Raw genomic sequence first — 25,797 nt, 5'->3', positions numbered from 1 at the left:
TCAGCCTTTAAGCTTCTTCTGCATTTCCTGAATTTGATCCCAGTTTTCAAGGCATTGCTGACGCAAGTTCGCCCCCAGGTCGGTGTTCTTCAGATCGCGTTTCTTCTGGCTGTAGACAAATTCGGTCAACTGCGGGATCGCCGCGTTGTAATTGGCCGGCCAGGTCGGGTTGGACGCCGCGATGGTCGACGCCACATCCGCCTGTTTCACCCGGTCAAGCCGCGCCTTCTGGATGGCACTGATGACCTGTGCCTGGTAGCCACAGCTTTGCTCCTTGGTTTCCGCAGCCAAAAGCGGCGTGGCAAACAGGCAAGCGGCAAGCGCGAGACGGATCATGGGGGTACTCCGGAATCAGTTTGGATCGACGCAGTTTACCCCCGTGCCGCGACACCCTCCATAGCCGATCTGAGATCGTGAACGAGAGTTTCCGCCATGGACCGAAACACCATGATCTGAAAACAATCCGCTCCGATCCGGGTTATCGATGCGTTCATATGCAGCACCTGCGCGCGCAAGGTATGGCCAATCTCGAACGCCGCGCGGCGCAGATCGACCGGCACCAGCCGCGCCAGAACGTCCTCGGCGGTCTCCCCCTCCAGCGTGACAACAGCCCAGGCATCGGATTGATCGGTCAGCGCCGCATGGGCCGCCAGCGCCGGATCCGGATCGGCCCCGAGCAACATCACCTGCCCCCGCGCGAACCAGATCACCCGGCCCCCGGCGCCGCCGCTGCTGCGGTTGGGTTCCGGAAAATCGAGCCCATGCGCCGCTTTCAGAACCTGCGCAACCCGATCCTGCCGCCCCTTGAACGGTGCGATCCCGCTCATGCGGCCAACCGATGCCTCGCGCAGAACGGATCGGCCAATTTCCAATGGCAACAACCCATTGCAGGGCGTTCTTGCAACAAGCTCAACCACGTACACGCCCCCCGTCAGGGTCAAGAAACACCGGGTCGACCACCTCGCACTGGGTCTCAAGATCGCGCAGGTGATCCACCACGTGCACCCGCTGCCCATGGCGCGCGCGCCCGTTCCTGAGAAAGCCAAGCGCCAGCATCTGACCCAGCGTCGGCGAATAGCAGACCGAGGTGACATAGCCCTTGCCGTTCACCCGCACCGCATCATCCTCGGGATCAAACAAATGCGCCCCGGCGGTCAATTGCCGGACATCGCCCACCGGCCTCAGCCCCACCAGCTGTTCCCGCGCGGACCCGGACAGGCCGGGCCGCTCGCTCATGGTCTTGCCGATGCAATCCTTGGCCGATGACACCATCCGCCCCATGCCGATATCGTCCGCCGTGGTCCGGCCATGGATCTCGGCATGGGTGATATGCCCCTTTTCGATGCGGAGTACGTTCAACGCCTCCATCCCGTAGGCACCGCCACCCATCCCTTCGGCATGTTCCAGCAGCAACCGGAACAGGCTGTCGCCATATCGCGACGGAACCGCGATTTCATAGGCATGTTCGCCCGAGAACGAGATCCGGAATAGCCGCCCGGCCACCCCTTTCACGCGCACCGCACCGCAAGCCATGAACGGCCAGACCTCATCGCTCAGCGGCTTGTCGAGCAATTGGTTCAAGAGGTCGCGCGATTTCGGACCCGCCACCGCAAACTGCGCCCATTGCTCGGTGACCGAGGCAAACGCCACGTCCAGTTCGGGGCACAGGCCCTGGTGCACGAATTCCAGATGTCGCATCACCTGTCCCGCCGCAGCGGTCGTGGTCGTCATGACGTAATGCCGCTCGCCCAATCGCGCGGTGGTGCCGTCATCCATCACATGCCCGTCCTCGCGCAGCATCAGGCCATAGCGCACCCGCCCCACCTGCAGCGTGCTGAACCGGTTGGTATAGACGAAATCAAGAAACGCCGGCACATCCGGCCCCTGCAGGTCGATCTTGCCAAGGGTTGAAACATCGCAAATGCCCACCGCCGCGCGCACCATCGCCACTTCACGATCACAGGATTGCCGCCAGCTGGTTTCGCCCGGAGCAGGGAAATAGCTCGGCCGATACCACAATCCCGCCTCGATCATCGGCGCACCCCGCTCAACGCTTGCGGCGTGGCTGGTGGTAAACCGTTCCGGGGCAAAACCGGTGCCCTGCCCCCCGGCCCCCATGGCGGCAATCGACACCGGGCTATAGGGCGGGCGAAAGGTCGTGGTGCCGGTTTCCGGGATCGCCCGCCCGGTGACATCGGCCAGGATGGCCAGCGCCGCGACATTGGAATTCTTACCCTGGTCGGTCGCCATGCCCTGCGTGGTATAGCGCTTCATGTGCTCGACCGAACGGAAATTCTCGACCGCCGCCTGTTTCACATCCTTGACCGTGACGTCATTCTGGAAATCCAGCCAGGCCCGCCCGCGTCCCGGCACGGCCCAGAGCGGTGCCAGCCGATAAGCATCATCCAAAGCGCGCGGCAAGGCAACCTGCGGGGTGGCACGCCCCAGATCCGCCAATGCCCGCCCCGCCGCCTCATGACCTTCGCGCAGACAGGCCGCCGTCGAAAACGCGCCATTGCACGCCCCCGCCGCCCGCAACCCCGGCACCGCACCCGGCAACGGCACAAAGGCCAGGATGTCTTCGCGCCAGACCGGACGGCTGTTGGTGTGGCAGGTCAGGTGCACGCTGGGGTTCCACCCGCCCGACATCGCCAGGCAATCCACCGCCAGCTGGTCTTCGCCGCTGACGCTGCGGATGGTGATGCTCTCCAGGCCCCGGCGTCCCCGGCTATTGGCGACCATCGCCCCCCGGAACATGCGCACCCCGGCGACGTCCGGGGCGTCATGGCGGCTGTCGATCAGCGCCGCGACATGAACCCCCGCCGCCGTCAGATCGCGCACCGTCCGATGCGCATCATCATTGTTACCAAAGACCGCCACCCGATGCCCCGGTGCCACGCCCCATCGATTGAGATAGGCCCTCACCGCGCCGGCGGTCATGATCCCGGGGCGGTCATTGTTGCGAAACGCCACCGGGCGTTCGATGGCACCTGCGGCGAGGATCGCGCGCCCGGCCACGATCCGCCAGAATGTCTCGAGCGGCAGCGCTTCGGGGCGCGCCGCCAGATGCTGCCCCACCCGCTCCAGCGCACCATAAGTGCCCTGGTCATACGCCCCGCTCACCGTGGTGCGCAGCATCACGCGCACATTGGGCATCGCCTCAAGTTCGGCAACAACCTCCGCGGCCCACAGATGGCCGGGCTTGCCGTCAACCTCTTCGGTCTCGCCCAGCAGACGCCCTCCGGCGCAAAACCCCTCATCGGCAAGGATGACATCCGCCCCTGCCCGCGCCGCCGTTAGCGCCGCCATCAACCCGGCCGGACCCGCGCCGATCACCAGCACGTCGCAAAAGGCATAGGCCTTTTCATATCGATCCGGGTTCGCTTCACCCGACAATGCCCCAAGCCCGGCAGCCCGCCGGATCACCGGCTCATAAAACCTCTCCCAGAACCCGCGCGGCCACATGAAGGTCTTGTAGTAAAACCCCGCCCCCAGGAACGGGGCCGCCAGATCATTGACCGCCATGAGGTCATGGCGCAGCGTCGGCCAACGGTTCTGGCTCTGCGCCGTCAACCCTTCATAGATCTCCTGCACCGTGGCCCGCACATTCGGCTCCGCAGCCACCCCGGAACCGATGGTCATCAACGCATTCGGCTCTTCGCTGCCCGCACTCAGCACTCCGCGCGGACGATGATACTTGAACGAACGCCCCTGTATCCGGATCCCGTTGGCAAGCAATGCCGAGGCCAATGTATCGCCCGCGAACCCGTCATGGGCCACGCCGTCAAACGTGAAGCGAACGGGCCGCGCGCGATCGATCACACCTTTCCCCGCAAGCCTCATGCCCGCGCCTCCGCGTCGCTCGCCAACGTCACCTTCAGGACCGCGTGGCTCACCGTGTCGCGCGTCACCACCAGCCAGGCACCACAGCCCGCCTCGTGATACCAAAGATCCCGCACCACCCCCGCCGGATTCTCCCGCAGATGCAGATACGCGTCCCAGGCCGCCCCGCCCGCATCCGGGGCCGGACGCCGCAACGCCACCGCATCGCCCTGGTAATAAAATTCACGCCGGTCCCGTTCGCCGCATATCGGACAGGTGATCCTCATCGCGCTTGTCCCACCTTCATCTTTGTCGAAATACTCCCGCCGGAGGCTCCCATCCCGTCCTCCCGCGCCTAGTGCAGATTATGCTGCGCCCCGGTTCCCTCCTCGTCCATCAAGCCTTGACCGGTCCTGAACCGGTCCAGCCGGAACCGCGTCGCCGCGCCATGCGGCCGGTCGGTCGCCATCAGATGGGCAAAACAATGCCCCGAAGCGGGCACCGCCTTGAACCCGCCATAACACCACCCGCAATCCACATAGAGCCCATCGATTTCCGTCCTGTCGATAATCGGCGAACCGTCCGGCGTCATGTCCATGATGCCGCCCCAGCTGCGCAATACCTTTGCCTTGCCGATCATCGGCATCAGGGTCATGCCCGCCTCCATCACATGCTCGACCATCGGCAGGTTGCCCCGCTGCGCATAAGACGCATAGAAATCGAGATCGCCGCCAAAAACCAGCCCACCCTTGTCAGACTGGCTGATATAGAAATGCCCCATGCCAAAACTGATCACGTGATCGATCACCGGCTTTAACCCCTCGGTGACAAAGGCCTGCAACACGTGGCTCTCGATTGGCAAACACATCCCCGCCATGGCGGCCACCTGCCCGGATCGTCCGGCGGTCACGATCCCGACCTTGCGTGCCCTGATCGCACCGCGCGTGGTCTGCACCCCGCGTACCTGGCCGTTCTCGACATCGATGCCCGTCACTTCGCAGTTCTGAATCAGGTCCACCCCACGTCGATCCGCGCCGCGCGCATAACCCCAGGCCACCGCGTCATGTCGCGCCGTGCCGCCCCGAGGATGCAGCAACCCGCCCAGGATCGGGAACCGCCCATTGTCGAAATCCAGATAGGGCAGGTATTGCCGGACACCGTCCCGATCCAGCAGCACCGCATCATCGCCCTGGTTGATCATGGCGTTGCCCCGCCGCGCAAAGGCATCGCGCTGACCGTCTGAATGGAACAGGTTGATCAGCCCGCGCTGCGAATGCATGACGTTGTAATTCAGCTCGTCTTCCAACCCCTCCCACAGCTTCAGCGAATGGGAATAGAACTCCGAATTGCCCGGCAGGAAATAGTTGGCCCGAACGATCGTGGTATTGCGCCCGACATTGCCGCCGCCGATATAGTTCTTTTCCAGCACCGCGATATTGGTCAGACCGTGCTCGCGTGCGAGGTAATAGGCGGTGCTCAACCCGTGCCCGCCGCCGCCTATGATGACGATGTCATAGGCCGGTTTTGGTTCGGGATCGCGCCAATGCGGGGTCCAGCCCCGGTTCCCGGTGAGACCTTCCTTCAGAACCTTCCATCCGGAAAACCGCATGTCACACCCCTGTTATGCGTCGCCCGCGCAACCGCCCGTTATCCAAGACCTAGCAGCGGACGGGCGCAAAACCTGTCGCATTGTGACAGGTTTCTGCCAGAATACGACACGACATGACGCAAATGGCAATTGCGATCGCGACCAAGCCCGCGGGGCTTGCCTTGACATGCCCCGCGTCTGCAACTCCGCAGAGTCGCCCGCTGCCTGCGCTCAAAGGCCCTTGGCGCGATAGCTCGCCGCGACCTTGTTGATCGACACGAGATAGGCCGAGGTGCGCAAATCTTCCACGTCATCCCGGCCATGCCAGACCTCGCGCATCGACTGATAGGCGGTGCGCATCGTGTCATCGAGCCCCGAGCGCACAAGCTCCAGCTCGTCCGCGCCACGCAGGTATTTCTTCTTGAAGTCCGGCGACATCGACCAGGCATCGCCAAGATATCGGTCCAGCCGCTCGAGCTCGTCCACCACCAGCTGGTGACGCGCCTCTTCCTGGCGGCGCTGCATCCGGCCAAAGCGGATATGGCTCAGGTTCTTGACCCATTCGAAATACGATACGGTCACACCGCCCGCATTGGCATACATGTCGGGGATGATCACCGTGCCCTTGGCGCGCAGGATGTCGTCGGCCCCGGCGGTGATCGGGCCATTGGCCGCCTCGATGATCAGCGGCGCCTTGATCCGCTCTGCATTCTCGAGATTGATCACCCCTTCCAGCGCCGCCGGAATCAGGATGTCGCAATCTTCCTCAAGCACCGCGGCCCCTTCGGCGGTATGCGCCGCATCCGGGAACCCGGTGACCCCGCCGCGCCCGCGGATCCAGTTGAACACCGCCTCGACGTCCAGCCCCTTGGGGTTGAACAGGGCCCCGTCGCGCTCGATGATCCCGGTGATGACGGCGCCGTCCTCCTCGGCAAGAAATTTCGCCGCGTGATAGCCCACATTGCCCAGCCCCTGGACAATGACCCGCTTGCCGTCCAACGTTCCCGACAGACCCGAGCGGGTCACGTCATCGGGATGCCGAAAGAACTCGCGCAAGGCATATTGCACCCCGCGCCCGGTCGCCTCGACACGCCCTGCAATGCCACCGGCATTGGGCGGCTTGCCGGTGACACAGGCGCGCGCGTTGATGTCGGTGGTGTTCATCCGCGCATATTGGTCCGCGATCCAGGCCATCTCGCGCTCGCCGGTTCCCATGTCGGGGGCCGGTACGTTCTGGCTCGGATTGATCAGGTCACGCTTGGCCAGCTCATAGGCGAAACGGCGGGTGATCTGTTCAAGCTCATGTTCGTCATACTGGCGCGGATCGATTCTCAGCCCCCCTTTCGATCCTCCGAAAGGCGTCTCGACCAGCGCACATTTATAGGTCATCAGGGCCGCCAGCGCCTCGACCTCGTCCTGGTTCACCCCCATGGCATAGCGGATCCCGCCCTTGACGGGTTCCATATGCTCTGAATGCACCGACCGATAGCCCGTGAACGTCTGGATCTGCCCGCGCAGGCGCACCCCAAAGCGCACGGTATAGGTGGCGTTGCAAACCCGGATCTTTTCCTCGAGCCCCGGCGGCAGGTCCATCAGCGCGACCGCGCGATTGAACATCAGATCAACGCTTTCGCGGAATGTCGGCTCGTTTCTCTGGCTCATATGGTGCTCCTCCCGAACGCTCACAACGACTCATCTGTGCTGTGTTCTAGAAGCCAACCTATGACGAGATGGTGAAGTTTGGCGACATTTTTGACATGTTCCTGTACATGCCAGCATGAAATCGACCATAATACCCGATGGAAACGAGCGTGGGCAGACCGGCCCCGCAACGCCGGACCAGGCAGAAATGGGGTTAGGATTGTAGTAAACTTGTTGCTAATATACGCATTGTAGCGCGAATTACGTCCTATTTCCGTCATGTTCTGCAACGATAGAGTAACAGATTTATTGTCCCATGCCCCCGACCGGGCGGATAAGGTTTAACGATGAGTTCCAATGCCGAGACCCGCAGTCTGAACCGTCTTGACCACGAACCGGCGCGTACTGCTGCCCGGACGGGGTTCCTGCGCGCCTTTGCCCGCGACGAAGACGGCGCGATGCTGATCTTTGGTGTCTATGCATTCCTGATCATCCTGATGGTGGCCGGGATCGGCATCGATTTCATGCGCTTTGAACGCGATCGCTCGCGGTTGCAGGCGACATTGGACCGCGCCGTGCTCGCTGCCGCGGACCTTGACCAGACGATGGATCCCAAATCCGTGGTCGAAGATTACTTTGCCAAGTCCGGGCTGGGTGACTATCTCACCTCGGTAAGTGTCGACCAGGGGCTTGGCTATCGCGTGGTCTCGGCCACCGCCAGCACCGAGATCGACACCCAGTTCATGCATATGAACGGTGTCGATACGCTTGTCGCACCTGCCGCCGGCACCGCGGAGGAACGGATCGACGGAGTCGAGATTTCCCTGATTCTCGATGTTTCCGGCTCGATGAACAACAACAATCGCCTGACGAACCTGATCTCGGCGGCACAGGAATTCGTCGATACCATGGCCGACAACAGCGCCGATGGCGACATGACAATGTCGATCATTCCCTACGCGACCCAGGTCGCGGTGCCACAAACCCTGATGGAGCAGTTCAACGTCTCGGAAGAGCAGCGCTATTCCAACTGCATCAACTTCCAGAGCGCCGATTTCGACACCGCGGCGTTGTCCTATACCGCGCCGTATCAACGCACGATGCATTTTGACCCGTGGTACGAATTCAACGGGTTGAACGGCGATGACATCACCCTGGTCGGCAATGACGCGGACGGCGTTTCGCTGCCGGTCTGCGAGGCCGACGAGGATCGCCAGATCCTGCTCATGCAATCCGATCCCGAAGCGCTGAAAGCCTATATCAGGAACCTGACCGCACGTGGCAACACCTCGATCGATGTCGGCATGAAATGGGGCACCGCCCTGCTCGACCCCAGCCTGCGCCCGGCGATGACCACGCTGAGCACGATCGGCGATGTTCCCGCAGTCGCGGCCACCCTGCCCAGCAACTATAATGACGGGGAAACGCTCAAGGTTATCGTCCTGATGACCGATGGGCAGAATACCGACCAGTACTTCATCAATGACGGGTTCCGCGAAGGTCCGTCGAACGTCTATTTCAACAACGAGGAAAAGGCCTATTCGATCTATCACCCGCCGGTGAATGCCTATTTCTGGCCCGACGACAACAAGGGACATTACGACCGGCATGGCAACTGGGTGAATGACGGCAACAAGTGGGCCGATCACCCCTATGGCGAGAACCATCCCCCGGGGCGCGACAAAGGCTGTATCGGCTCTTCGCCGGGTGAATGGTCCTGCCGCGAGCGGTCGGAACCCGGGTCCGCCATCAATCTCAGCTATCCCGATCTATGGGCGCATGTCAGCCTCAAGTCGAACCTGTTCGACAATTACTACCCGTTCCTGCACCCGTCGGAAGCCAACCGGAAATGGTATCACGACATCCGCAACTATGTAGAAACCTGGGTCAAGAACGATCGCACCGAACGCATCTGCGATATTGCCAAGGGCAACAACATCATCGTGTTCACCATCGGCTTCGACGCGCCGAGCGGCGGCGTCGACATCCTCAAATATTGCTCGAGCTCCGATTCGCATTTCTTCGAAGTCAAGAGCGACGTGGATGGTGAAAAGATCAGGATCGTGTTTTCCTCGATCGCGTCATCGATCCGCAAGCTGAGGTTGACCCAGTGATGCGTCGCCTGTCGATCCTGGCGAAACGCTTTCTGCGGGCTGAGAACGGCAACGCCACGATCGAGTTCGCCATCACCTTTCCGGCCATGCTGCTGTTCATGCTGTCCGGGATCGAACTGGGCATCATGACCCTGAACCATTCCAGCCTCGAACGGGCGATGGACCTGACGGTGCGCGACATACGGCTCGGGACCGGGTCCGCCCCGCAGCACGATCAGATCAAGGACCTGATCTGTGACCGCGCGGGCTTTATCAAGAATTGCAAATCCAATCTCAGGCTCGAGATGATCCAGGTCGACCCGCGCAATTGGTCCGGGGTCAGGCGCGAGGCGACATGCACCGATGCCTCCCGCCAGGTACAGCCCAAGATCACCTTCAAGAATGACGCCGGCGACAACGACCTGATGATCCTGCGTGCCTGTGCCAAGATCTCCCCGGTGTTCCCGACCACCGGGCTTGGCAAGAACATCGCCAAGGATGGCGCCGGGCAATACGCGCTGGTTTCGACATCCGCCTTTGTGCAGGAGCCGAGATAGACCATGCGACTTGCACGACTTCGGACCCTGACCGGCAATTTCTGGAGCGACACGCGCGGCAGCGTGACTGTGGAATTCATCCTCGCCATGCCCTTTGTGTTCTGGGCGTTCATGGCAACCTATGTCTATTTCGACGGCTATCACCAGAGCACCGCCAACCTGAAAGCGGCCTATACGATCAGCGACCTGATTTCGCGGGAAACCAGCGACATCAACGACGCCTATGTCGACAGCATGTACGAACTTTTTGGCATGATGACCCACACGCCAAGCGACATCGCGCTGCGCATCTCGGTGATCCGCTGGGATGAATCGGATTCACGTTACTATGTCAACTGGTCAGCGAATCGCGGCTTTCCCACCGAATTGGACGACAGTTCGGTCAGCCAGTTTGCTGCGCGCCTTCCCAACATGCCCGACAATGAAATTGTCATCCTGGTCGAGACCGAGAATACATTTACGCCGCTTTTCCGGATTGGCATGGACGAGAAGAAGCTCGAGAATTTCGTCTTTACCCGACCGCGCTTTGTCGATCAGCTCAAGTGGAACGGGCAGAGCAGCCTGAGCTGACCGCCAAGGCCCTCATGCCCTTGCGGCCAGCAACTCGGCAAGGCGATCGGCCATGTACTTGGCCTGCGGCCCCGAGACGACCCCACCGATTCCAACGCGCCGCCCGAACCGCCACCACAGGCCGGGCCGCCAGCACCGAGCGGTTGGGGCATGGGTGCGCAGGACAAATCCATTGGTCGGCTTGAACGCCAGAAGCCCCCGATCCAATGCGGCAATCTCGTCCAGCGTGGCGATGGCGAGACCGCTGCTATCGCGCAACCCGTCGCCGGTCAACTCGATGCGGTGTCCGGTTGCGCGGTGCAACCGGACGGCAATGAGCGCGGACATTGCCCCAAGCGCCACGGCGCAGACCTGCAAGAGCAACTCCGCCCCGGCCCCGATCCCCGCGTAGATCAGCAGCACCGACACCGCCGCCAACGTGACCACCGCCATCCACCGGCGAAAGGCGCTGGCCTCGATCACCGCGATAATGTCCGTTTCCATCGAAAGCTCCTGCCCCAAGCGTCATCCGGCGCATATCGCAGTCGGAGTACCTCTGTACAGCCGATCTCTATGGCGCAGGCGAAATGATCACCTCGGCCCCCGGTTCTTCCGGTTCGTCGTCAACCATCTCGGACGGAAAGCCCGGCGCGCGGATATCAAGACCCGTGACCTCTTCCAGGCGTCGGATGATGTTGGGCGACAATTCGCGGGGGCCGAACCGCCCGATTCCGTCGGCGAAAATATCGATCAGCTTCGGATTGATGTCGAGCGGCACCCCCGAGCGGTCCGCCACCTGTTGAAACAAGCCGATATCCTTGGCCACCAGGTCCATCGTGAACGAAATGTCACGACTGCCATTCAGGATCACCTGGCTTTCAGTCTCGTGGACGAAACTGGTGCCCGAACTGATCCGGATAGCTTCATAGGCCACGTTCAGATCCATGCCGGCGGCCTTGGACACCACCAGCGCCTCGGCACAGCTGACCAGGTTGGCGGTGGCGAGATAGTTGGTCACGACCTTGAGAACGCTCGCACTGCCCAGCCCGCCGGTATGCAGCACCCGCCGCCCCATCGTGGTCAACAACGGCAGGACATGTTCGAAAGTCGCCCGGTCACACCCCGCGAAGATGCTGATATTGCCGCTCTCCGCGCGGTGACAGCCGCCGGAAACAGGGCAATCCACAGCCGCCCCGCCCCGTTCCTGAACCGCGTGCCCCAGACGCCTGACCTCGGCCTCGTCGGTGGTGGACATCTCCATCCAGACCTTGCCGGCGACCACCTCGTCCAGCATCCCGGACATCACCGCATCGCTCGCCATGGGGCTGGGCAAACAGGTGATGACCACGTCGCATCCGTGCATCATCTCGGCCGGGCTCCCGCCTGCCTGTGCGCCACGCGCGACAAAGCCTTCGACGCGATCCGGGGCAAGATCGTGAACCGACAGATCGACCTTGTTGCGCAACAAGCTCCCCGCCAGCTTGCCGCCGACATTGCCCAATCCGATGAATCCCACGCGCATGTTGAAATCTCCCTGATGCGACTTTTTTTGCCAGCGTCGCCCGTTCGACCCGCAATATCTGATCTGTTTGCGACACCGGCAGGAACTGCGCGCCACCGCACAACGCCGGTTCGCCCCCTCGGATTGCGGCGCGCCTGCACACATCTATGATAATCACAACGCAAGTCGGAACAGGAGGACGACCATGTCGCTCAGACCAACGCTTGAAACCCGCAAGGCCATTCCGACCATGGAAGGGGCCGGCGTGAAACTGCACCGCGCCTTCGGGTTCCAGGATCCGACCGAACTCGATCCGTTCCTGTTGTTTGATGACTTTCGCAATGACCGCCCCGAGGATTTCATCAAGGGCTTTCCCTGGCACCCCCATCGCGGCATCGAAACCATCACATATGTATTGTCCGGCAGCGTCGAGCATGGCGATTCGCTGGGCAATCACGGAACATTGGGGGCCGGCGACGTGCAATGGATGACCGCCGGTTCGGGAATCATGCACCAGGAAATGCCGCGCGGCAACGCCACCGGTCAGATGCATGGATTTCAGCTCTGGGGCAATCTGCCCGCCGCGCAGAAGATGACCGCACCACGCTATCAGGATGTGGGCGCGGCCGAGATTCCCGAGGTGATCGATGATGACGGCACCCGCATCCGAGTCATCGTCGGGACGTTCTGGGGCCAGACCGGGCCGGTGGACGGCATCGCCGCCGATCCGCAATACCTGGATGTGTCGGTGCCTGCCGGAATCCGCAAGAGCTTTCGCATCGACACCTATCGCCGGGCTTTTGCCTATGTGTTCGAGGGGGCGGCGGCCTTTGCGGATGCATCCGCCCCAACCGGCATCCTGCTGGAAAAGGAAGTCGCCGGGCAAGAGGTGAACATCCGTGATCTTTCGGGCGACCGGACTCTGGTTCGCTTTGGAACCGGTGACGAAATCACCGTTCAGGCAGGTCCGGACGGGGTTCGCTTTCTGCTGATCTCGGGCGCGCCGATCGCCGAGCCGGTCGCCTGGCACGGGCCGATCGTGATGAACACCAAAGCGGAGTTACGACAGGCAATGGCGGATCTGCGCAATGGCACATTTATTCAACCGTCACATTGATTGTCGACGCCAACATGTTGATATATAGTCACGATTGAACGTCAGGGGGCAACCGCCTTGCGCACCATGTCCCAATAGATCGTTTCAACCTGTTGCACCGAAAGACGGCCACCAGTGCGATACCAGGTATTCACGCCGGTCAGCATCGCGATAAGCGCAAGTGTCGCGATCTTGCTGTCGGGAACCGAGAACAGGCCGACCGCCACGCCGCGTTGCAGGATGGCTTCCAGCTCGTCTTCGTAACGGCTGCGCAGGGACTCGATCGTGGCGAAATTCCCGGCATCGAGGTTGCGCAATTCCATGTAGGACACGAACACCGCATCCGCCCGCTCCATGTGAAAGGCAATGTGAAACCGGGTGAAATCCTCGAGCTGCGCCAGCGGGTCGTCGGGTACATCGCGGGCGGCGCGGGCAGCGAGCAATTCTTCCATATGTTCGCGCATCAGCCCAAAGAGCAGACCTTGTTTGTCCGGCGTATAATTGTACAAGGCCCCTGCCTGCACCCCGACGCCGGAGGCAATCTGGCGCATCGACACCGCGGCATAGCCATGCTGCGCGAACAGGCGCATCGCAACCTCGCGAATGCGCGGCCCGGTGATGTCGGAATGGGAACCCGTGGTACGTGCCATGAATTGAATGTATCTGAACATTTGTTCAGATAAAACCCCTGCTTGCACCACAATCTTCAAACGGGCATGACCGGATACAGAACGTGATGCAAGAGGTAGCCATGTCGCCGCAGCCCCGAAAGACCGTTGCATGGATTGGAATGCTTTTGGCGGCGCTTGTGCCGGCGGCTTGTGCGCAGATACCGCAGCTGGACGACACCGTACCCGGCCATCTGGAACAGGCCGGCTATCCGGCGCTCGCGCCCATCGAAACGCTGCTTGTGCCGCAACCCGATCCGCAGGAGCGCCACCAGGACGTGCAGCAGGACCTGCAAGGGCGCGTTGCCAATTTGCAGGATCGCGCCCGGCGGCTGAACAATGCCCCGGTGGTGGACCGGGAAACCCAGACGCGGATGCGGGCCGGCGTACAGCAATGAACGACGACATCTGCCACGTTGCGCCCCTGCGCCGAACCCGCTAGAGCACGGCGAGCAACAAGAACAAGGGACAGGTTGATGACAGCACCTCTGCGGCTCGGAGTAGCAGGTTTGGGCACCGTTGGTGTGGGCGTGGTCAGGATCATTCGCAGCCAGGCAGCGCTGTTGTCGGCCCGCACCGGGCGTGACATCCGGATCACCGCCGTATCGGCGCGTGATGCGAACAAGGATCGCGGCGTCAACCTGAGCAGCTATGCCTGGGAAAGCGACCCGGTTGCCCTGGCGAAACGCGACGATGTGGATGTGTTTGTCGAATTGATGGGCGGCACCGATGGCCCCGCCAAGGATGCCACCGAAGCGGCGCTGGACGCGGGCAAGGATGTGGTCACCGCGAACAAGGCGATGCTGGCGATCCATGGTCAGGCGCTGGCCGAACGGGCCGAGGCACTGGGCCGTGCAATCCGGTTCGAGGCCGCGGTTGCCGGTGGCATTCCGGTGATCAAATCGCTGACCGAGGGGCTCGCCGCAAACGAGATCACCCGCGTGATGGGTGTGATGAACGGCACCTGCAACTATATCCTGACCCGGATGGAAAATGCCGGCCTGCCCTATGACGCGGTGTTCCAGGAAGCCAGCGACCTTGGCTATCTCGAGGCCGACCCCAACCTGGATGTGGGCGGCATCGATGCCGGGCACAAGCTGGCGATCCTGTCGTCGATCGCGTTCGGCACCCGGCCGGATTTCGACGGGATCGAACTCGAAGGCATCCAGCGCATCACCATCGACGACATCCGGCAGGCCGCCGACATGGGCTATCGGATCAAGCTGCTGGGGGTGGCACAGCGCACCGGGCGTGGCCTGGAGCAGCGTATGCAGCCCTGCCTGGTGCCGGCCTCTTCGCCGCTGGGACAGCTTGAAGGCGGCACCAACATGATCGTCATCGAGGGCAACGCCGTGGAACAGATCGTGCTGCGTGGCCCCGGTGCCGGTGAGGGCCCGACAGCCAGCGCGGTGATGGGCGATGTCTGTGACCTGGCGCGGGGCCTGCGCCTGCCGACCTTTGGGCAACCGGCGGCGACGCTCACCGATGCGCCCTCGGCGCGAGCGGTGCTTCCGGCCCCCTATTACCTGCGCATGGCGCTGCTGGACAAACCCGGCGCGCTGGCCAAGGTCGCGACGATTCTCGGCAATGCCAGTGTTTCGATCGACCGGATGCGGCAATACGGCCATTCCGACTCGACGGCACCGGTGCTGATCGTGACGCATAAAACCACCCGCGCGGCGCTCGACGATGCGCTGGCCGAAATGCAAAAAACCGATGTCATCGCCTCGCCGCCGGTTGCGTTGCGCATCGAGAGCGTATGATATTCAAACGAACATTGCCCGAAACAGGAGCTTTTGATGACCGATACCAATGAATTCCACGATCGCATGTTGTCGCTGGGCCTCGCGCGCGTTGCCGAACAGGCCGCGCTCGCGTCGGCATCGCTGATTGGCCGGGGTGATGAGAAGGCCGCCGACCAGGCAGCGGTCAACGCCATGCGCGAACAGCTGAACCTGCTGGACATTGCCGGGGTCGTGGTCATCGGGGAAGGTGAACGGGACGAGGCGCCGATGCTGTATATCGGTGAAGAGGTGGGCACCGGCAACGGGCCGGGCGTGGACATTGCGCTCGATCCGCTGGAAGGCACCACGCTCACGGCCAAGGACATGCCCAACGCCCTGACGGTGATCGCGATGGGTCCGCGCGGCTCGATGTTGCATGCGCCCGACGTGTACATGGACAAGCTGGCCATCGGGCCGGGCTATTCCGAGGGGCTGGTGTCGCTCGACATGCCGCCGGCGACGCGGGTTTCCGCGCTGGCGTCCGAAAAGGGCTGCTCGCCATCCGACATCACGGTCTGCATCCTCGAACGCCCGCGCCACGAAGAGATGATCGCCGAAGTGCGCAGCACCGGCGCGTCGATCCGGCTGATCACCGATGGCGATGTGGCCGGCGTCATGCATTGCGCCGAGTCCCACAAGACCGGCATCGACATGTATATGGGTCAGGGCGGCGCACCCGAAGGTGTGCTTGCCGCGGCGGCGCTGAAATGTATGGGCGGTCAGATCCAGGGCCGCCTGCTGTTCCGCAACGACGACGAAAAAGCACGCGCCACCAAGGCCGGGATCACCGATCTGGACAAGATCTATACCCGTGACGAGATGGCCCAGCAGGACGTGATCTTTGCCGCCACCGGCGTCACCGGCGGCACCCTGCTCGCCGGTATCAAGCGCGAACCGGGCTGGCTGACCACCCAGACCCTGTTGATGCGCTCCAAGACCGGCTCGGTTCGGCGCATGGAATACCGCACCCCGGTCTGATCACCCCCCTGACATTTGTCGGCTGGCCGCCCCGGTGGCCCGCCGGCCAGCCCCCAAATGAACAGCATAAAGGGACTCGTCTTGGCATTTCTGGACATCGAGTCCTCGCTGACCGGACGCCGCTGGATCGGGCCGGATGTGGAAACCGAACGCGCCGCTGACGCGATGGTGCAGGATACCGCCCTGCCCCGCGCGGTGTGCCAGGTTCTGACCCGGCGGGGTGTGCCCGCGGCCGAGGCCCAGGCGTTCCTGTCCCCGCGCCTGCGCGACCTGTTGCCCGACCCGCGCGGTCTGCGCGACATGCAGGTGGCGGCAGCCCGGTTTCTCGACGCCGTCAAGCGCCGCCAGCGCATCGCGATCTTTGCCGATTACGACGTGGATGGCGGCAGTTCTGCGGCGCTGCTGATCGTGTGGCTGCGGCAGATGGGGCTTGCCTCTACCCTCTATATCCCCGACCGCATCGACGAAGGCTATGGACCCAATGTCCCGGCGATGACCCGGCTTGCCGCCGCGCATGACCTGATCGTCTGTGTCGATTGCGGCACGCTTTCGCATGACGCCATCGCGGCGGCGCGCGATGCGGATGTCATCGTTCTGGACCATCACCTTGGCGGCGAAACGCTGCCCGCCGCGCTCGCCGTGGTGAACCCGAACCGCCAGGATGAGAGCGGCGATCTGGGCTATCTCTGTGCTGCCGGCGTCGTGTTCCTGATGCTGGTGGAAACCGCGCGCCAGATGCGCGAGGCCAAGATGCCGGCGGGGCCGGACCTGATGGCGTTGCTTGATCTGGTGGCGCTGGCCACGGTTGCCGATGTCGCGCCGCTGATCGGGGCCAACCGGGCGCTTGTGCGCCAGGGGCTGAGCGTCATGGCCCGCCGCGAGCGACCGGGGCTGGTTGCGCTCTCCGATGTGTCGCGCATGGATTCCGCGCCCAGCAGCTATCACCTCGGGTTCCTGCTCGGACCGCGGGTGAACGCGGGCGGGCGGATCGGCAAGGCCGACCTGGGGGCCCGTCTGCTGGCCACCGACTCCGCCTCCGAGGCCGAGGCCATGGCCGCGCAGCTTGACCTGCTCAATACCGAGCGCCGGGACATCGAAAGCGCGGTACGGGCGGCGGCGCTGGAACAGGCGGAAGAGCGCGGTCTGGACGCGCCCCTGGTCTGGGCCGCTGGCGAAGACTGGCATCCGGGGGTCGTTGGCATCGTCGCCTCGCGCCTCAAGGACGCGGCCAACCGCCCGGCCATCGTGATCGGGCTTGAGGGCGACGAGGGCAAGGGCTCGGGCCGATCGGTCGCCGGAATCGACCTTGGGGCCGCGATCCAGCGTCTTGCCGCCGAAGGGTTGCTGCTCAAGGGTGGTGGACACAAGATGGCCGCGGGGCTGACCGTCGCGCGCGACCGCCTGCCCGAAGCGATGGCGCGCCTGTCCGAGTTGCTGGCGCGGCAAGGCGCGGGCACCGCCGGCCCCGCCGATCTGCGGCTGGACGGGGTCTTGATGCCACAGGCCGTGACCATCGAGTTGATCGAACAGATCGAACAGGCCGGCCCGTTCGGCGCGGGGGCCGCGGCACCGCGTTTCGCACTGCCCGACCTGCAGGTGCGCTATGCAAAGCGCGTCGGGGACTCGCATCTGAAACTTTCGCTCAGCGACGGTATGGGCGGGTCTCTGGATGCAATTTGCTTTGGCGCGTTCGACACGCCGCTGGGTCAGAAGATGGCCGATCACGGCGGCGCGCGATTCCACGTTGCGGGCCGTCTGGAGATCAATGAATGGCGCGGACGCAAGACCCCACAGCTGCGCCTGGACGACGCCGCCCCCGCGCAATCCGCCTGATCGGGCCGCTCGTTCACTTTCTTTTCGATTTCGGTATTTTTTCTCTTGCGCCCCCCCGTGCGATTGCCTAATGAACGCCCACCAACGCTGGCCCGTTCGTCTATCGGTTAGGACGCCAGGTTTTCAACCTGGAAAGAGGGGTTCGATTCCCCTACGGGCTGCCACTTGGTTCTTCCAAAAATACTGTACAATTTCCGAATATTACCGGGCTTTCTTCGACCCGTCGGGTCAAGGTTCCGCGCCGGTTTCCCCGCGAAGCTGTGTGCCGGCCTGGCGGACGATCTCGGCGACCTGCATCAATTGCTCGCCCAGCGGATTGGTCTTGCGCCAGATCATTCCGATGCGGCGCGAGGGCTGTGGTTCGGCGAAGCGGGCAATCGAGACCGACGCCGCCCGTGTTTCGATCGGCACAGCCATGTCGGGAATCAACGTGACCCCCATCCCCGCATCGACGATCTGAACCAGCGTCGACAGCGAACTGCCATCCAACCCGTCGCGCGGCAGGGAAGACTGGATGTTGCAAAAGGCCAGGGTCTGGTCGCGAAAGCAATGCCCCTCCTCCAGCAACAACAGCCGCATCCGCCGCAGGTCTTCGCCATTGGGAACCGGGTTGTCCGCCTCTGCCTTTGGACGGATCAGCACGAAATTCTCGGAAAACAGCTCGATCTCGACCAGCGACGGCTCACCAATCGGAAGCGCGACAATTGCCGCGTCCAGACGGCCGTCCAGCAACTCCTGGACCAGCCTGGGCGTCATCGTTTCGCGCACAAAGACATCCAGATCGTTATGCGCCTGCGAGAGCCTGCCTATGATCGACGGCAGCAGATAGGGCGCGACGGTCGGAATCACCCCAAGCCGCAAGCGTCCCACCAGCCCCGCATGCGAGGCCCGCGCGAGATCCCCCAGCCCTTCCACCGCCCGCAAGACATCCTGCACCCGCGACAGGAATGCCTCGCCCAGGGTGGTCAGCCTGACCTGCCGCGCCGCGCGTTCAAAGAGCACCGCGCCAAGCTCCTGTTCCAGTTCCTTGATCTGAACCGACAGCGCCGGTTGCGTGATCGCACAGGCTTCGGCGGCGCGGCCGAAATGCCCGTGCTGGGCGAGCGCTTCGAAATAGCGCAACTGTTTGAGCGTGACATTTTTCATAAGAAAATTTTATCGCAACAATGAAAAAATACAACTTATAGAAATCGCCCGGCCTTGTTATAACGATTCTAGAAATCAGGGGGATGTCACGGGATCGACCCGGATACGGGCCGCGTTTCTTGCCAATGGCGACGCGAGATCGTTGACGACGTGCGAACGCGGTGCCGTTTGGGCCGGCGCGGCGACGTGACATGCGCCTGTTTCAAGACGCCAGTTAGAATAGCCAGAACGGGAGCTAAGACATGGACGGAAACGATATCGACAGCTCGGGCAAATGCCCGATCCTGCACGGTAGCAATACCGAAAGGAACAAGTCGGTGATGGATTGGTGGCCGAATGCGCTGAACCTCGACATCCTGCACCAGCACGACACCAAGACCAATCCGATGGGCCCGGACTTCAACTATCGCGAAGAGGTCAAAAAACTCGATGTCGAGGCGCTCAAGGCCGATCTGCGCGCCCTGATGACCGAGAGCCAGGACTGGTGGCCCGCCGACTGGGGCAGCTATGTGGGCATGTTCGCCCGTGTTGCATGGCATGCGGCGGGCTCTTATCGCCTGGCCGACGGACGTGGTGGCGCCGGCACCGGCAACCAGCGGTTTGCGCCGCTGAACTCGTGGCCGGACAACGTCAACACCGACAAGGGCCGTCGCCTGCTGTGGCCGATCAAGAAGAAATACGGCAACAAGATTTCCTGGGCCGACCTGATCATCCTGTCGGGCACCGTGGCCTATGAGGTCGCCGGTCTGAAGACCTTTGGCTTTGGCTTTGGTCGCGAAGACATCTGGCACCCCGAGAACGACGTCTACTGGGGCGCGGAAAAGGAATGGCTGGCCCCCAGCGACGGGCGTTATAAAAACGTCGAAGAGCCGGCCACCATGGAAAACCCGCTGGCGGCTGTCCAGATGGGTCTGATCTATGTGAACCCCGAAGGCGTGAACGGCCAGCCGGATCCCGCCAAGACCGCGGAACAGATCCGCGAGACCTTCAAGCGCATGGCGATGAATGACGAGGAAACCGCCGCGCTGACCGCCGGTGGCCACACCATCGGCAAGAGCCACGGCAACGGCTCTGCCGAGGACCTCAGCCCCGATCCGGAAGCCGCGGGGCCCGAATTCCAGGGGATCGGCTGGATCAACACCAAGGGCCGTGGCATTGGCCGCGACACTGTGGTCTCGGGCATCGAAGGGGCATGGACCGCCAACCCGACCCAGTGGGACATGGGCTGGTTCGACATGCTGTTCGACCATGAGTGGGAACTCAAGAAGAGCCCCGCCGGCGCATGGCAGTGGCAGCCCGTCGACATTGACGAGGCCGACATGCCCGTGGACGTGGAAGACCCCTCGATCCGCTGCATGCCGATCATGACCGATGCGGACATGGCGATGAAGGTCGACCCGGCCTATAACGCGATCTGCGAAAAGTTCCGTGCCGATCCGGATTACTTCTCGGAGACCTTTGCGCGTGCGTGGTTCAAGCTGACCCACCGCGACATGGGCCCCAAGGCACGTTACATCGGGCCCGACATTCCGCAGGAAGACCTGATCTGGATGGACCCGGTGCCCGCCGGCGCGACCGGTTACGATGTGGATGCGCTCAAGGCCAAGATCGCCGAGAGCGGGCTGAGCCTGTCGGACATGGTGTCGACCGCCTGGGACAGCGCCCGCACCTATCGCGGTTCGGACATGCGCGGTGGCGCCAATGGCGCGCGTATCCGCCTGGCACCGCAGAAGGACTGGGAAGGCAACGAACCCGAGCGCCTGGCCCGTGTCCTGTCGGTTCTGGAACCGATCGCGGCGCAGGCCGGTGCCTCGGTTGCCGATGTCATCGTGCTGGCCGGGAATGTGGGTGTCGAACAGGCCGCCAAGGCCGCTGGCATCGACGTGACCGTGCCCTTTGCCCCCGGACGCGGCGACGCCACCGACGAGATGACCGACGTCGAGAGCTTTGACGTGCTCGAGCCTCTGGCGGATGGCTATCGCAACTGGCAAAAGGCCGATTACGTCGTGAGCCCGGAAGAGCTGATGCTCGACCGCACCCAGTTGATGGGCCTGACCGCTAGCGAGATGACGGTTCTGATCGGCGGTATGCGGGCGATGGACACCAACCATGGCGGCACCAAGCATGGCGTGTTTACCGACCGTCCGGGCGCGCTGACCGCCGATTTCTTTGCGAACCTGACCGACATGGCCTATCAGTGGATCCCGGTCGAAAATGGTCTCTACGAAATCCGTGATCGCAAATCCGGCGAGACCCGCTGGACCGCGACCCGCATGGACCTGGTGTTCGGCTCGAACTCGATCCTGCGCTCCTATGCGGAAGTCTATGCACAGGACGACAACCAGGCAAAATTCGTCAATGACTTTGTCGCCGCATGGACCAAGGTGATGAATGCGGACCGGTTCGACCTGAACTGATCCGGCATATGAAACACAGGGGCGGCGGCAACACATGTCGCCGCCCCTTTTTTGTGTCCAGCGATCCGGCAACGGGCAAGCCATCACGCCGCCGCGCGTTGCAGCGTTTCGCGTGTCACCAAAACACCCGGCATCCTGCAACCCGTTGAAATCCCAGATTTCAGACAGCGGCAGATGAGACCGGTTCAGCGCAGGCGTTGCGCGATCTGTTCGGAGAGCGCCAGCAAGGCTGCACTTGTCGCGGCCGCCACCGAGGCCGGCGTCTGGTCTGTCATCGGGCGCAGGATCTCGAAACGCTCGATCCGCTCGCGCACCACCAGGTCCGGCGAAGAGATGGCATATTGCCCGCTCAGGCGAAACTGGCCATCAAACTGTGCGACCATGCGCTCTACCCGGACATCGACCCGCGCATCCGGCGGCTCGGCCAGCGGCCAGGGCTCGGTGATCGCGGTTGCCGACGAGGCCGCGTCGAGATTGCGTGCAAGCGCCAGCGAAATGCCCCGCACCGGGTCATCCGCCCAGATCGCACTGGGCAGCGGCAACAACGCACCGGCCTCGTCCTGCACCACGATTTCCGATGCCGAGGCGTAATCGGGCAATTCCACGTCACGAACCTCGATGGTGCTGACCCGGACACCGACACGCTGCGCCGGGGATGGCGCGTCGAGCAGATATCGGGCGGCGGTTTCGCCGCAGCCCCCAAGCAGCGGCGTCATCGCCAGGCACAGGGCCAACCGGCTGAATACAGTCATGGCATCACTTTCCAAACAGGATCGAATTGGGGCTGCGCTCGAGCGTGCGAACCAGCGCCGCGATGCTGCGCGCCGTGGTCCGCACCTCGCGCAGCATGGCCAGGGTTTCCGCGTTGAAATCCGAGCGCGCGCCATAGGTCGCCATCAGCGCCTCGGCCTCGCTCACGATCCCCTCAAGGCGGCTGACCACATCGGGCAGACCGGCAACCGCCGTTTCCACCGACTGGGCGGCATCCTTGGCCGAGGTCAGCGCCGCGTTGACATTGCTCACCGCCTCGCCCTGGCGCAGATCGCCCAGCAGGCTGCGGATTTCGTCCAGCGCCGCGGTGAGCGCCGGCGGCAACGCGCGCGCGCCCTCGGTATCGATCAGGGCATTGGCGCTGTTCATCAGGCCGGTCGCCGCATCCACCAGCTCTTCGGCCCGCAGGGCGGCGATCTTGGCGGCCACCTTGCGCAGTTCCTCGACCACCGCGGGCACGTCATCGGCGGCGGTATAGAGGCTGTCGGCGGCCTCTTCCGCGCGTTTCAGGGTCGCGACCAGCTGGTCGACCAGGTTCTCGGCGTTGGCCTTGGCAATCGTCGTGCGCAATTCGTCGATGGTTTTGCGCAGATCACCGGGCAGCGCCTGCATCTCTTCGCTCGCCACCAGCGCACGGGCATCCTCGACCAACCCGACGATCTCGCCAGGGGCGGCGCGCAGCTTGTCGCTCGACGCAAAGGCCTCGACGCTTGCCATCATGCTGGTCGCCCGTTCGATCAGCTCCTCGATCTTGAGCCCGTTGACCCGTTTCATCATGCCTTCCATCGTGGCGTTCAGGTCAGGCAGGTCGGTTTCCACGCTCGGGATCATCGGAAAGGGTTCGGCCTCGCGGTCAAAGGCGGCCGGTGTGGCGTCATCGATCTCGACCAGTTCCACGATCAGCGACGAGGTCAGGAGGCTGGCCTTGTTCAGCCGCGCCCGCACGCCGCCTTCCACCGCCAGCCCGATAAAATCAAGCGCCTCTTCGGTGGTCGCGCCCTCGGGCAGCCCCATAAGGTCCGGATCGACCTTGAGCGTGACCAGCTGGTGAACCTGTGGCGTGACCTCGTCCTCGCTGACAAAGGCCGACAAGGTATCGACCTCGCCGATCTTCAGCCCCTTGAAATTCAGCGCCGCCCCCGGTGACAGGCCCGACACGCCTTCCTGGAAGATGGTCGCCACCGTTACGGTCCGCGAGGACACCCGCGAAAAGGCGTTCTCGCGCGCCACGTCCTCGTCGGTGTAGAGATCATAGACCTGCCCCTGCGTCACCGGCCTGCCGCCGGAGAAAAAGGTGTTGAACGACACGCCGCCGCTGATCAGCGTTGCAAAGCTGCCCACGTCCAGTTTGAGCCCCGACGCGCCAAGCGACACCGCAAAGCCGGAATTGTCCCAGAACCGCGTCGCGGTGGTCAGGTACTTGTCGTAGGGCGCTTCGATCATCGCATCGATCAGCACCGCCGACCCGGCCTTGTCCAGCCGCGGCGTTTCGGTGCGCCCGACGCGGATGCCCCGGTAGAACACCGGCACGCCGCCGGAAATCACCGTCCCGTCCGACACGCGCAGGGTAACGCGGGTGCCCTTTTCATTGAGATCGATCAGCGGCCGGTTTTCAAGCCCGACAAAAGACGTGACCTCGGCACCGCCGGTATTCTCCCAGCTGCTGTCGATATAGACCCCGCTCAGAACGGTGGACAGGCCGGAAACCCCTTCCGCCGACACTTCGGGGCGCACCACCCAGAATTGCGCCGTGTCATTGATGAAAGGCGCGACCTCTTTCTGGACGCGCACCGACACCTCGACGGTTTTCAAGCCCTCGGAGAACCCGATCTTTTCCACCGTGCCTATCGTGACCTCGCGATAGCGCAGCGTGGTTTCCCCGGCCTTGATCCCGGCGGCGTTCTCAAAGCTGATCTCGATCAGCACGCCGCGGTCGGAATAGGCTTTCCATGCCACCAGAAGCGACACCAGCAACGCCAGCACCGGCACCAGCCAGACCACCGACAGGTTGCGCAAGGGCGAGCGCGAGGGCGGGCTTATGTCCATCTCCGCCGGTTTGGAGTCATCAGTCATGTTGGATCGGCCTCATCCGCGTCCCAGATCAATCGGGGATCGAAGCTTTGCGCGGAAAGCATCGTGAACGCAACCGACAAGGCAAATGATACCGCCGCGATCCCCGGATGCACATTGGCGACAAACTCGAATTGTACAAGGGCCGACAGGATGGCGACGACAAATACATCCAGCATCGACCAGCGCCCGATGAACTCGACAACTTCATAAAGGTGCAGGCGTGACCTGGCGCTCAGGATACTGGCCCGCCGGATGCTGAGCGCGAGAAAGGCAATGGCGACGAACTTGCCCATCGGGATGATCACCGAGGCGATGAACACGATAAGCGCAACACCGTAGGCATGATGCGCGAACAATTCAAAGATGCCGCCGATGATGGTGCTCTGGCTCTCGTGCCCCAGCGTCGCGGTGCGCAGCATCGGGTAGACATTGGCCGGGATATACATGATCAGACCAGCGAACCACCAGGCCCAGACCCGTTGCAGGCTGCCCGGTTCGCGGCTGTGCAGGCGCGAACCGCACCGCAGGCAATGCGCCTCGCGCGGATGATGCACCTTGCAACAGGTGGTACAGGCCACAAGGCCCGCGCGGCGCGCGGTCAGGACCGCGTTCGGTCTTCGAGCGTTTTCCAAATCGTCAGCCTGCACATTACCGTATCATTCAGCGTCGTCACGAGCACCAGCGCGACAAAGGCCCAAAAAGCCGGCCCCACCGCCACTGTCGCCAGCCCGCCGACCTTGACCAGCGCCACCGCGACACCGACGATGAAGATCTCGGCCATCGACCAGGGCCGCAGAACCTGGGCGAAACGGAACGCGGCGCTGGCGTGGCGCGCGGGCACATAGCCGATCATCATCGGACCGATCGCGTAGAGGATCGCCATCAGGCGCAGCGCCGGCAGGATCACGATCAGCGCCGCCACCGCAAAGGACAGCGGCAACAGCAGCCCGTCGGAAAAGGCGGTGATCGCGTCCAGCACCGAACTGTGCTGCTCGAACCCGCCGGCACTCAGGTCGAGGAACGGAAAGAACACCGCCGTGACCATCAGGATCAGCGCCGTCCCGGCGAGCATGACCACGCGGGTCATTGCATCGGGTTTGGGCGCAAACAGCACCTCGCCACAGCGATGGCATCGCGCCCGCGCATTGGCGGGCACGTCGCTGACCTGATGCAGGGCATCACAGACCGGGCAGGCAATCAGCGCATCGACATCCAGAGATGGTTCATCCACGGCGCATTCCTTTCGGCGTGCAGTCTAGGACGTTTCCGGACGAAGCAAA

The 25,797-nt window shown here is 63.1% G+C and carries 23 protein-coding genes and 1 tRNA gene; 10 read left to right on the top strand and 14 right to left on the bottom strand.

From position 1 onward, the window contains the following. From ACP15R_RS11200 to ACP15R_RS11175, 6 genes are all read right to left on the bottom strand, one after another. Positions 1-336 carry a hypothetical protein gene (locus ACP15R_RS11200; RefSeq protein WP_424986489.1) on the bottom strand — a complete coding sequence of 112 codons (336 nt, stop codon included), beginning with the start codon at positions 334-336 and terminating at the stop codon, positions 1-3. Positions 337-371: 35 nt separating this feature from the next. After that, positions 372-827 carry a sarcosine oxidase subunit gamma gene (locus tag ACP15R_RS11195; RefSeq protein WP_424986488.1) on the bottom strand — a complete coding sequence of 152 codons (456 nt, stop codon included), beginning with the start codon at positions 825-827 and terminating at the stop codon, positions 372-374. A gap of 82 nt (positions 828-909) precedes the next feature. Beyond that, entirely contained in the window at positions 910-3,843 is a 2,934-nt protein-coding gene (locus tag ACP15R_RS11190; protein WP_424986487.1) for a sarcosine oxidase subunit alpha family protein, read from the bottom strand. Beyond that, positions 3,840-4,109: a sarcosine oxidase subunit delta gene (locus ACP15R_RS11185; protein ID WP_424986486.1), complete on the bottom strand. Its 270-nt coding sequence runs from the start codon at positions 4,107-4,109 to the stop codon at positions 3,840-3,842. Before ACP15R_RS11185 ends, ACP15R_RS11190 begins: the two co-directional genes overlap by 4 nt. 68 nt (positions 4,110-4,177) lie before the next feature. Next, positions 4,178-5,431 (bottom strand): sarcosine oxidase subunit beta family protein, encoded by a 1,254-nt coding sequence (locus ACP15R_RS11180; protein WP_424986485.1) that lies wholly within the window; start codon positions 5,429-5,431, stop codon positions 4,178-4,180. Between the two features lie 210 nt (positions 5,432-5,641). Then, complete coding sequence (locus ACP15R_RS11175) at positions 5,642-7,072, bottom strand: Glu/Leu/Phe/Val family dehydrogenase (RefSeq protein ID WP_424986484.1); 1,431 nt, start codon at positions 7,070-7,072, stop codon at positions 5,642-5,644. Between the two features lie 326 nt (positions 7,073-7,398). Between ACP15R_RS11175 and ACP15R_RS11170 the strand changes: the two genes are divergently transcribed. From ACP15R_RS11170 to ACP15R_RS11160, 3 genes are read left to right on the top strand one after another with little or no spacing between them, the layout of a single operon-like run. Continuing rightward, the gene (locus tag ACP15R_RS11170) at positions 7,399-9,165 is read left to right on the top strand and encodes a pilus assembly protein TadG-related protein (protein WP_424986483.1); all 1,767 of its coding nucleotides are present in this window, start codon (positions 7,399-7,401) and stop codon (positions 9,163-9,165) included. Continuing rightward, positions 9,165-9,701, top strand: coding sequence for a TadE/TadG family type IV pilus assembly protein (locus tag ACP15R_RS11165; RefSeq protein WP_424986875.1), 537 nt, complete (start codon positions 9,165-9,167; stop codon positions 9,699-9,701). Before ACP15R_RS11170 ends, ACP15R_RS11165 begins: the two co-directional genes overlap by 1 nt. A 3-nt stretch (positions 9,702-9,704) precedes the next feature. Next, the gene (locus ACP15R_RS11160) at positions 9,705-10,271 is read left to right on the top strand and encodes a TadE/TadG family type IV pilus assembly protein (RefSeq protein ID WP_424986482.1); all 567 of its coding nucleotides are present in this window, start codon (positions 9,705-9,707) and stop codon (positions 10,269-10,271) included. Positions 10,272-10,283: 12 nt separating this feature from the next. Here the strand turns inward: ACP15R_RS11160 and ACP15R_RS11155 are convergent, their stop codons facing one another. Then, positions 10,284-10,754 carry a hypothetical protein gene (locus ACP15R_RS11155; protein ID WP_424986481.1) on the bottom strand — a complete coding sequence of 157 codons (471 nt, stop codon included), beginning with the start codon at positions 10,752-10,754 and terminating at the stop codon, positions 10,284-10,286. 67 nt (positions 10,755-10,821) lie between these two features. Next, positions 10,822-11,772, bottom strand: coding sequence for an NAD(P)-dependent oxidoreductase (locus ACP15R_RS11150; protein WP_424986480.1), 951 nt, complete (start codon positions 11,770-11,772; stop codon positions 10,822-10,824). A gap of 184 nt (positions 11,773-11,956) precedes the next feature. Here ACP15R_RS11150 and ACP15R_RS11145 point away from each other — a divergent pair, with 184 nt between their 5' ends. Next, positions 11,957-12,868 carry a pirin family protein gene (locus tag ACP15R_RS11145; RefSeq protein WP_424986479.1) on the top strand — a complete coding sequence of 304 codons (912 nt, stop codon included), beginning with the start codon at positions 11,957-11,959 and terminating at the stop codon, positions 12,866-12,868. Between the two features lie 41 nt (positions 12,869-12,909). On the opposite strand, the gene ACP15R_RS11140 is transcribed toward ACP15R_RS11145, so the two are convergent. Continuing rightward, positions 12,910-13,497, bottom strand: a complete 588-nt coding sequence (locus ACP15R_RS11140; protein ID WP_424986478.1) for a TetR/AcrR family transcriptional regulator — start codon at positions 13,495-13,497, stop codon at positions 12,910-12,912. Between the two features lie 101 nt (positions 13,498-13,598). Here ACP15R_RS11140 and ACP15R_RS11135 point away from each other — a divergent pair, with 101 nt between their 5' ends. From ACP15R_RS11135 to ACP15R_RS11115, 5 genes are all read left to right on the top strand, one after another. After that, entirely contained in the window at positions 13,599-13,913 is a 315-nt protein-coding gene (locus tag ACP15R_RS11135; RefSeq protein WP_424986477.1) for a hypothetical protein, read from the top strand. Positions 13,914-13,991: 78 nt separating this feature from the next. Next, positions 13,992-15,278 (top strand): homoserine dehydrogenase, encoded by a 1,287-nt coding sequence (locus ACP15R_RS11130; RefSeq protein ID WP_424986476.1) that lies wholly within the window; start codon positions 13,992-13,994, stop codon positions 15,276-15,278. A gap of 36 nt (positions 15,279-15,314) precedes the next feature. Next, positions 15,315-16,277, top strand: coding sequence for a class II fructose-bisphosphatase (gene glpX, locus ACP15R_RS11125; RefSeq protein ID WP_424986475.1), 963 nt, complete (start codon positions 15,315-15,317; stop codon positions 16,275-16,277). Between the two features lie 81 nt (positions 16,278-16,358). Continuing rightward, positions 16,359-18,110 carry a single-stranded-DNA-specific exonuclease RecJ gene (gene recJ, locus ACP15R_RS11120; protein ID WP_424986474.1) on the top strand — a complete coding sequence of 584 codons (1,752 nt, stop codon included), beginning with the start codon at positions 16,359-16,361 and terminating at the stop codon, positions 18,108-18,110. An 89-nt stretch (positions 18,111-18,199) separates the two neighbouring features. Then, positions 18,200-18,274: transfer RNA gene (locus ACP15R_RS11115), tRNA-Glu, on the top strand. A gap of 64 nt (positions 18,275-18,338) precedes the next feature. Here ACP15R_RS11115 and ACP15R_RS11110 read toward each other — a convergent pair. Next, positions 18,339-19,256, bottom strand: coding sequence for a LysR substrate-binding domain-containing protein (locus ACP15R_RS11110; RefSeq protein ID WP_424986473.1), 918 nt, complete (start codon positions 19,254-19,256; stop codon positions 18,339-18,341). Between the two features lie 242 nt (positions 19,257-19,498). Here ACP15R_RS11110 and katG point away from each other — a divergent pair, with 242 nt between their 5' ends. Next, positions 19,499-21,673, top strand: a complete 2,175-nt coding sequence (gene katG / locus ACP15R_RS11105) for a catalase/peroxidase HPI (RefSeq protein WP_424986472.1) — start codon at positions 19,499-19,501, stop codon at positions 21,671-21,673. 185 nt (positions 21,674-21,858) lie between these two features. On the opposite strand, the gene ACP15R_RS11100 is transcribed toward katG, so the two are convergent. The 4 genes from ACP15R_RS11100 to ACP15R_RS11085 are packed head-to-tail and all read right to left on the bottom strand — an operon-like array spanning position 21,859 to position 25,748. Then, complete coding sequence (locus tag ACP15R_RS11100; protein ID WP_424986471.1) at positions 21,859-22,425, bottom strand: PqiC family protein; 567 nt, start codon at positions 22,423-22,425, stop codon at positions 21,859-21,861. 4 nt (positions 22,426-22,429) lie between these two features. Further along, complete coding sequence (locus ACP15R_RS11095; RefSeq protein WP_424986470.1) at positions 22,430-24,517, bottom strand: MlaD family protein; 2,088 nt, start codon at positions 24,515-24,517, stop codon at positions 22,430-22,432. Further along, entirely contained in the window at positions 24,514-25,149 is a 636-nt protein-coding gene (locus ACP15R_RS11090; protein ID WP_424986469.1) for a paraquat-inducible protein A, read from the bottom strand. Before ACP15R_RS11090 ends, ACP15R_RS11095 begins: the two co-directional genes overlap by 4 nt. Continuing rightward, complete coding sequence (locus tag ACP15R_RS11085) at positions 25,116-25,748, bottom strand: paraquat-inducible protein A (protein ID WP_424986468.1); 633 nt, start codon at positions 25,746-25,748, stop codon at positions 25,116-25,118. Before ACP15R_RS11085 ends, ACP15R_RS11090 begins: the two co-directional genes overlap by 34 nt. Between the last annotated feature and the right edge of the window lie 49 nt (positions 25,749-25,797).

It is taken from the genome of Microbulbifer sp. S227A, assembly GCF_049800935.1.
This window is presented reverse-complemented; position numbering and strand designations above follow the sequence as displayed.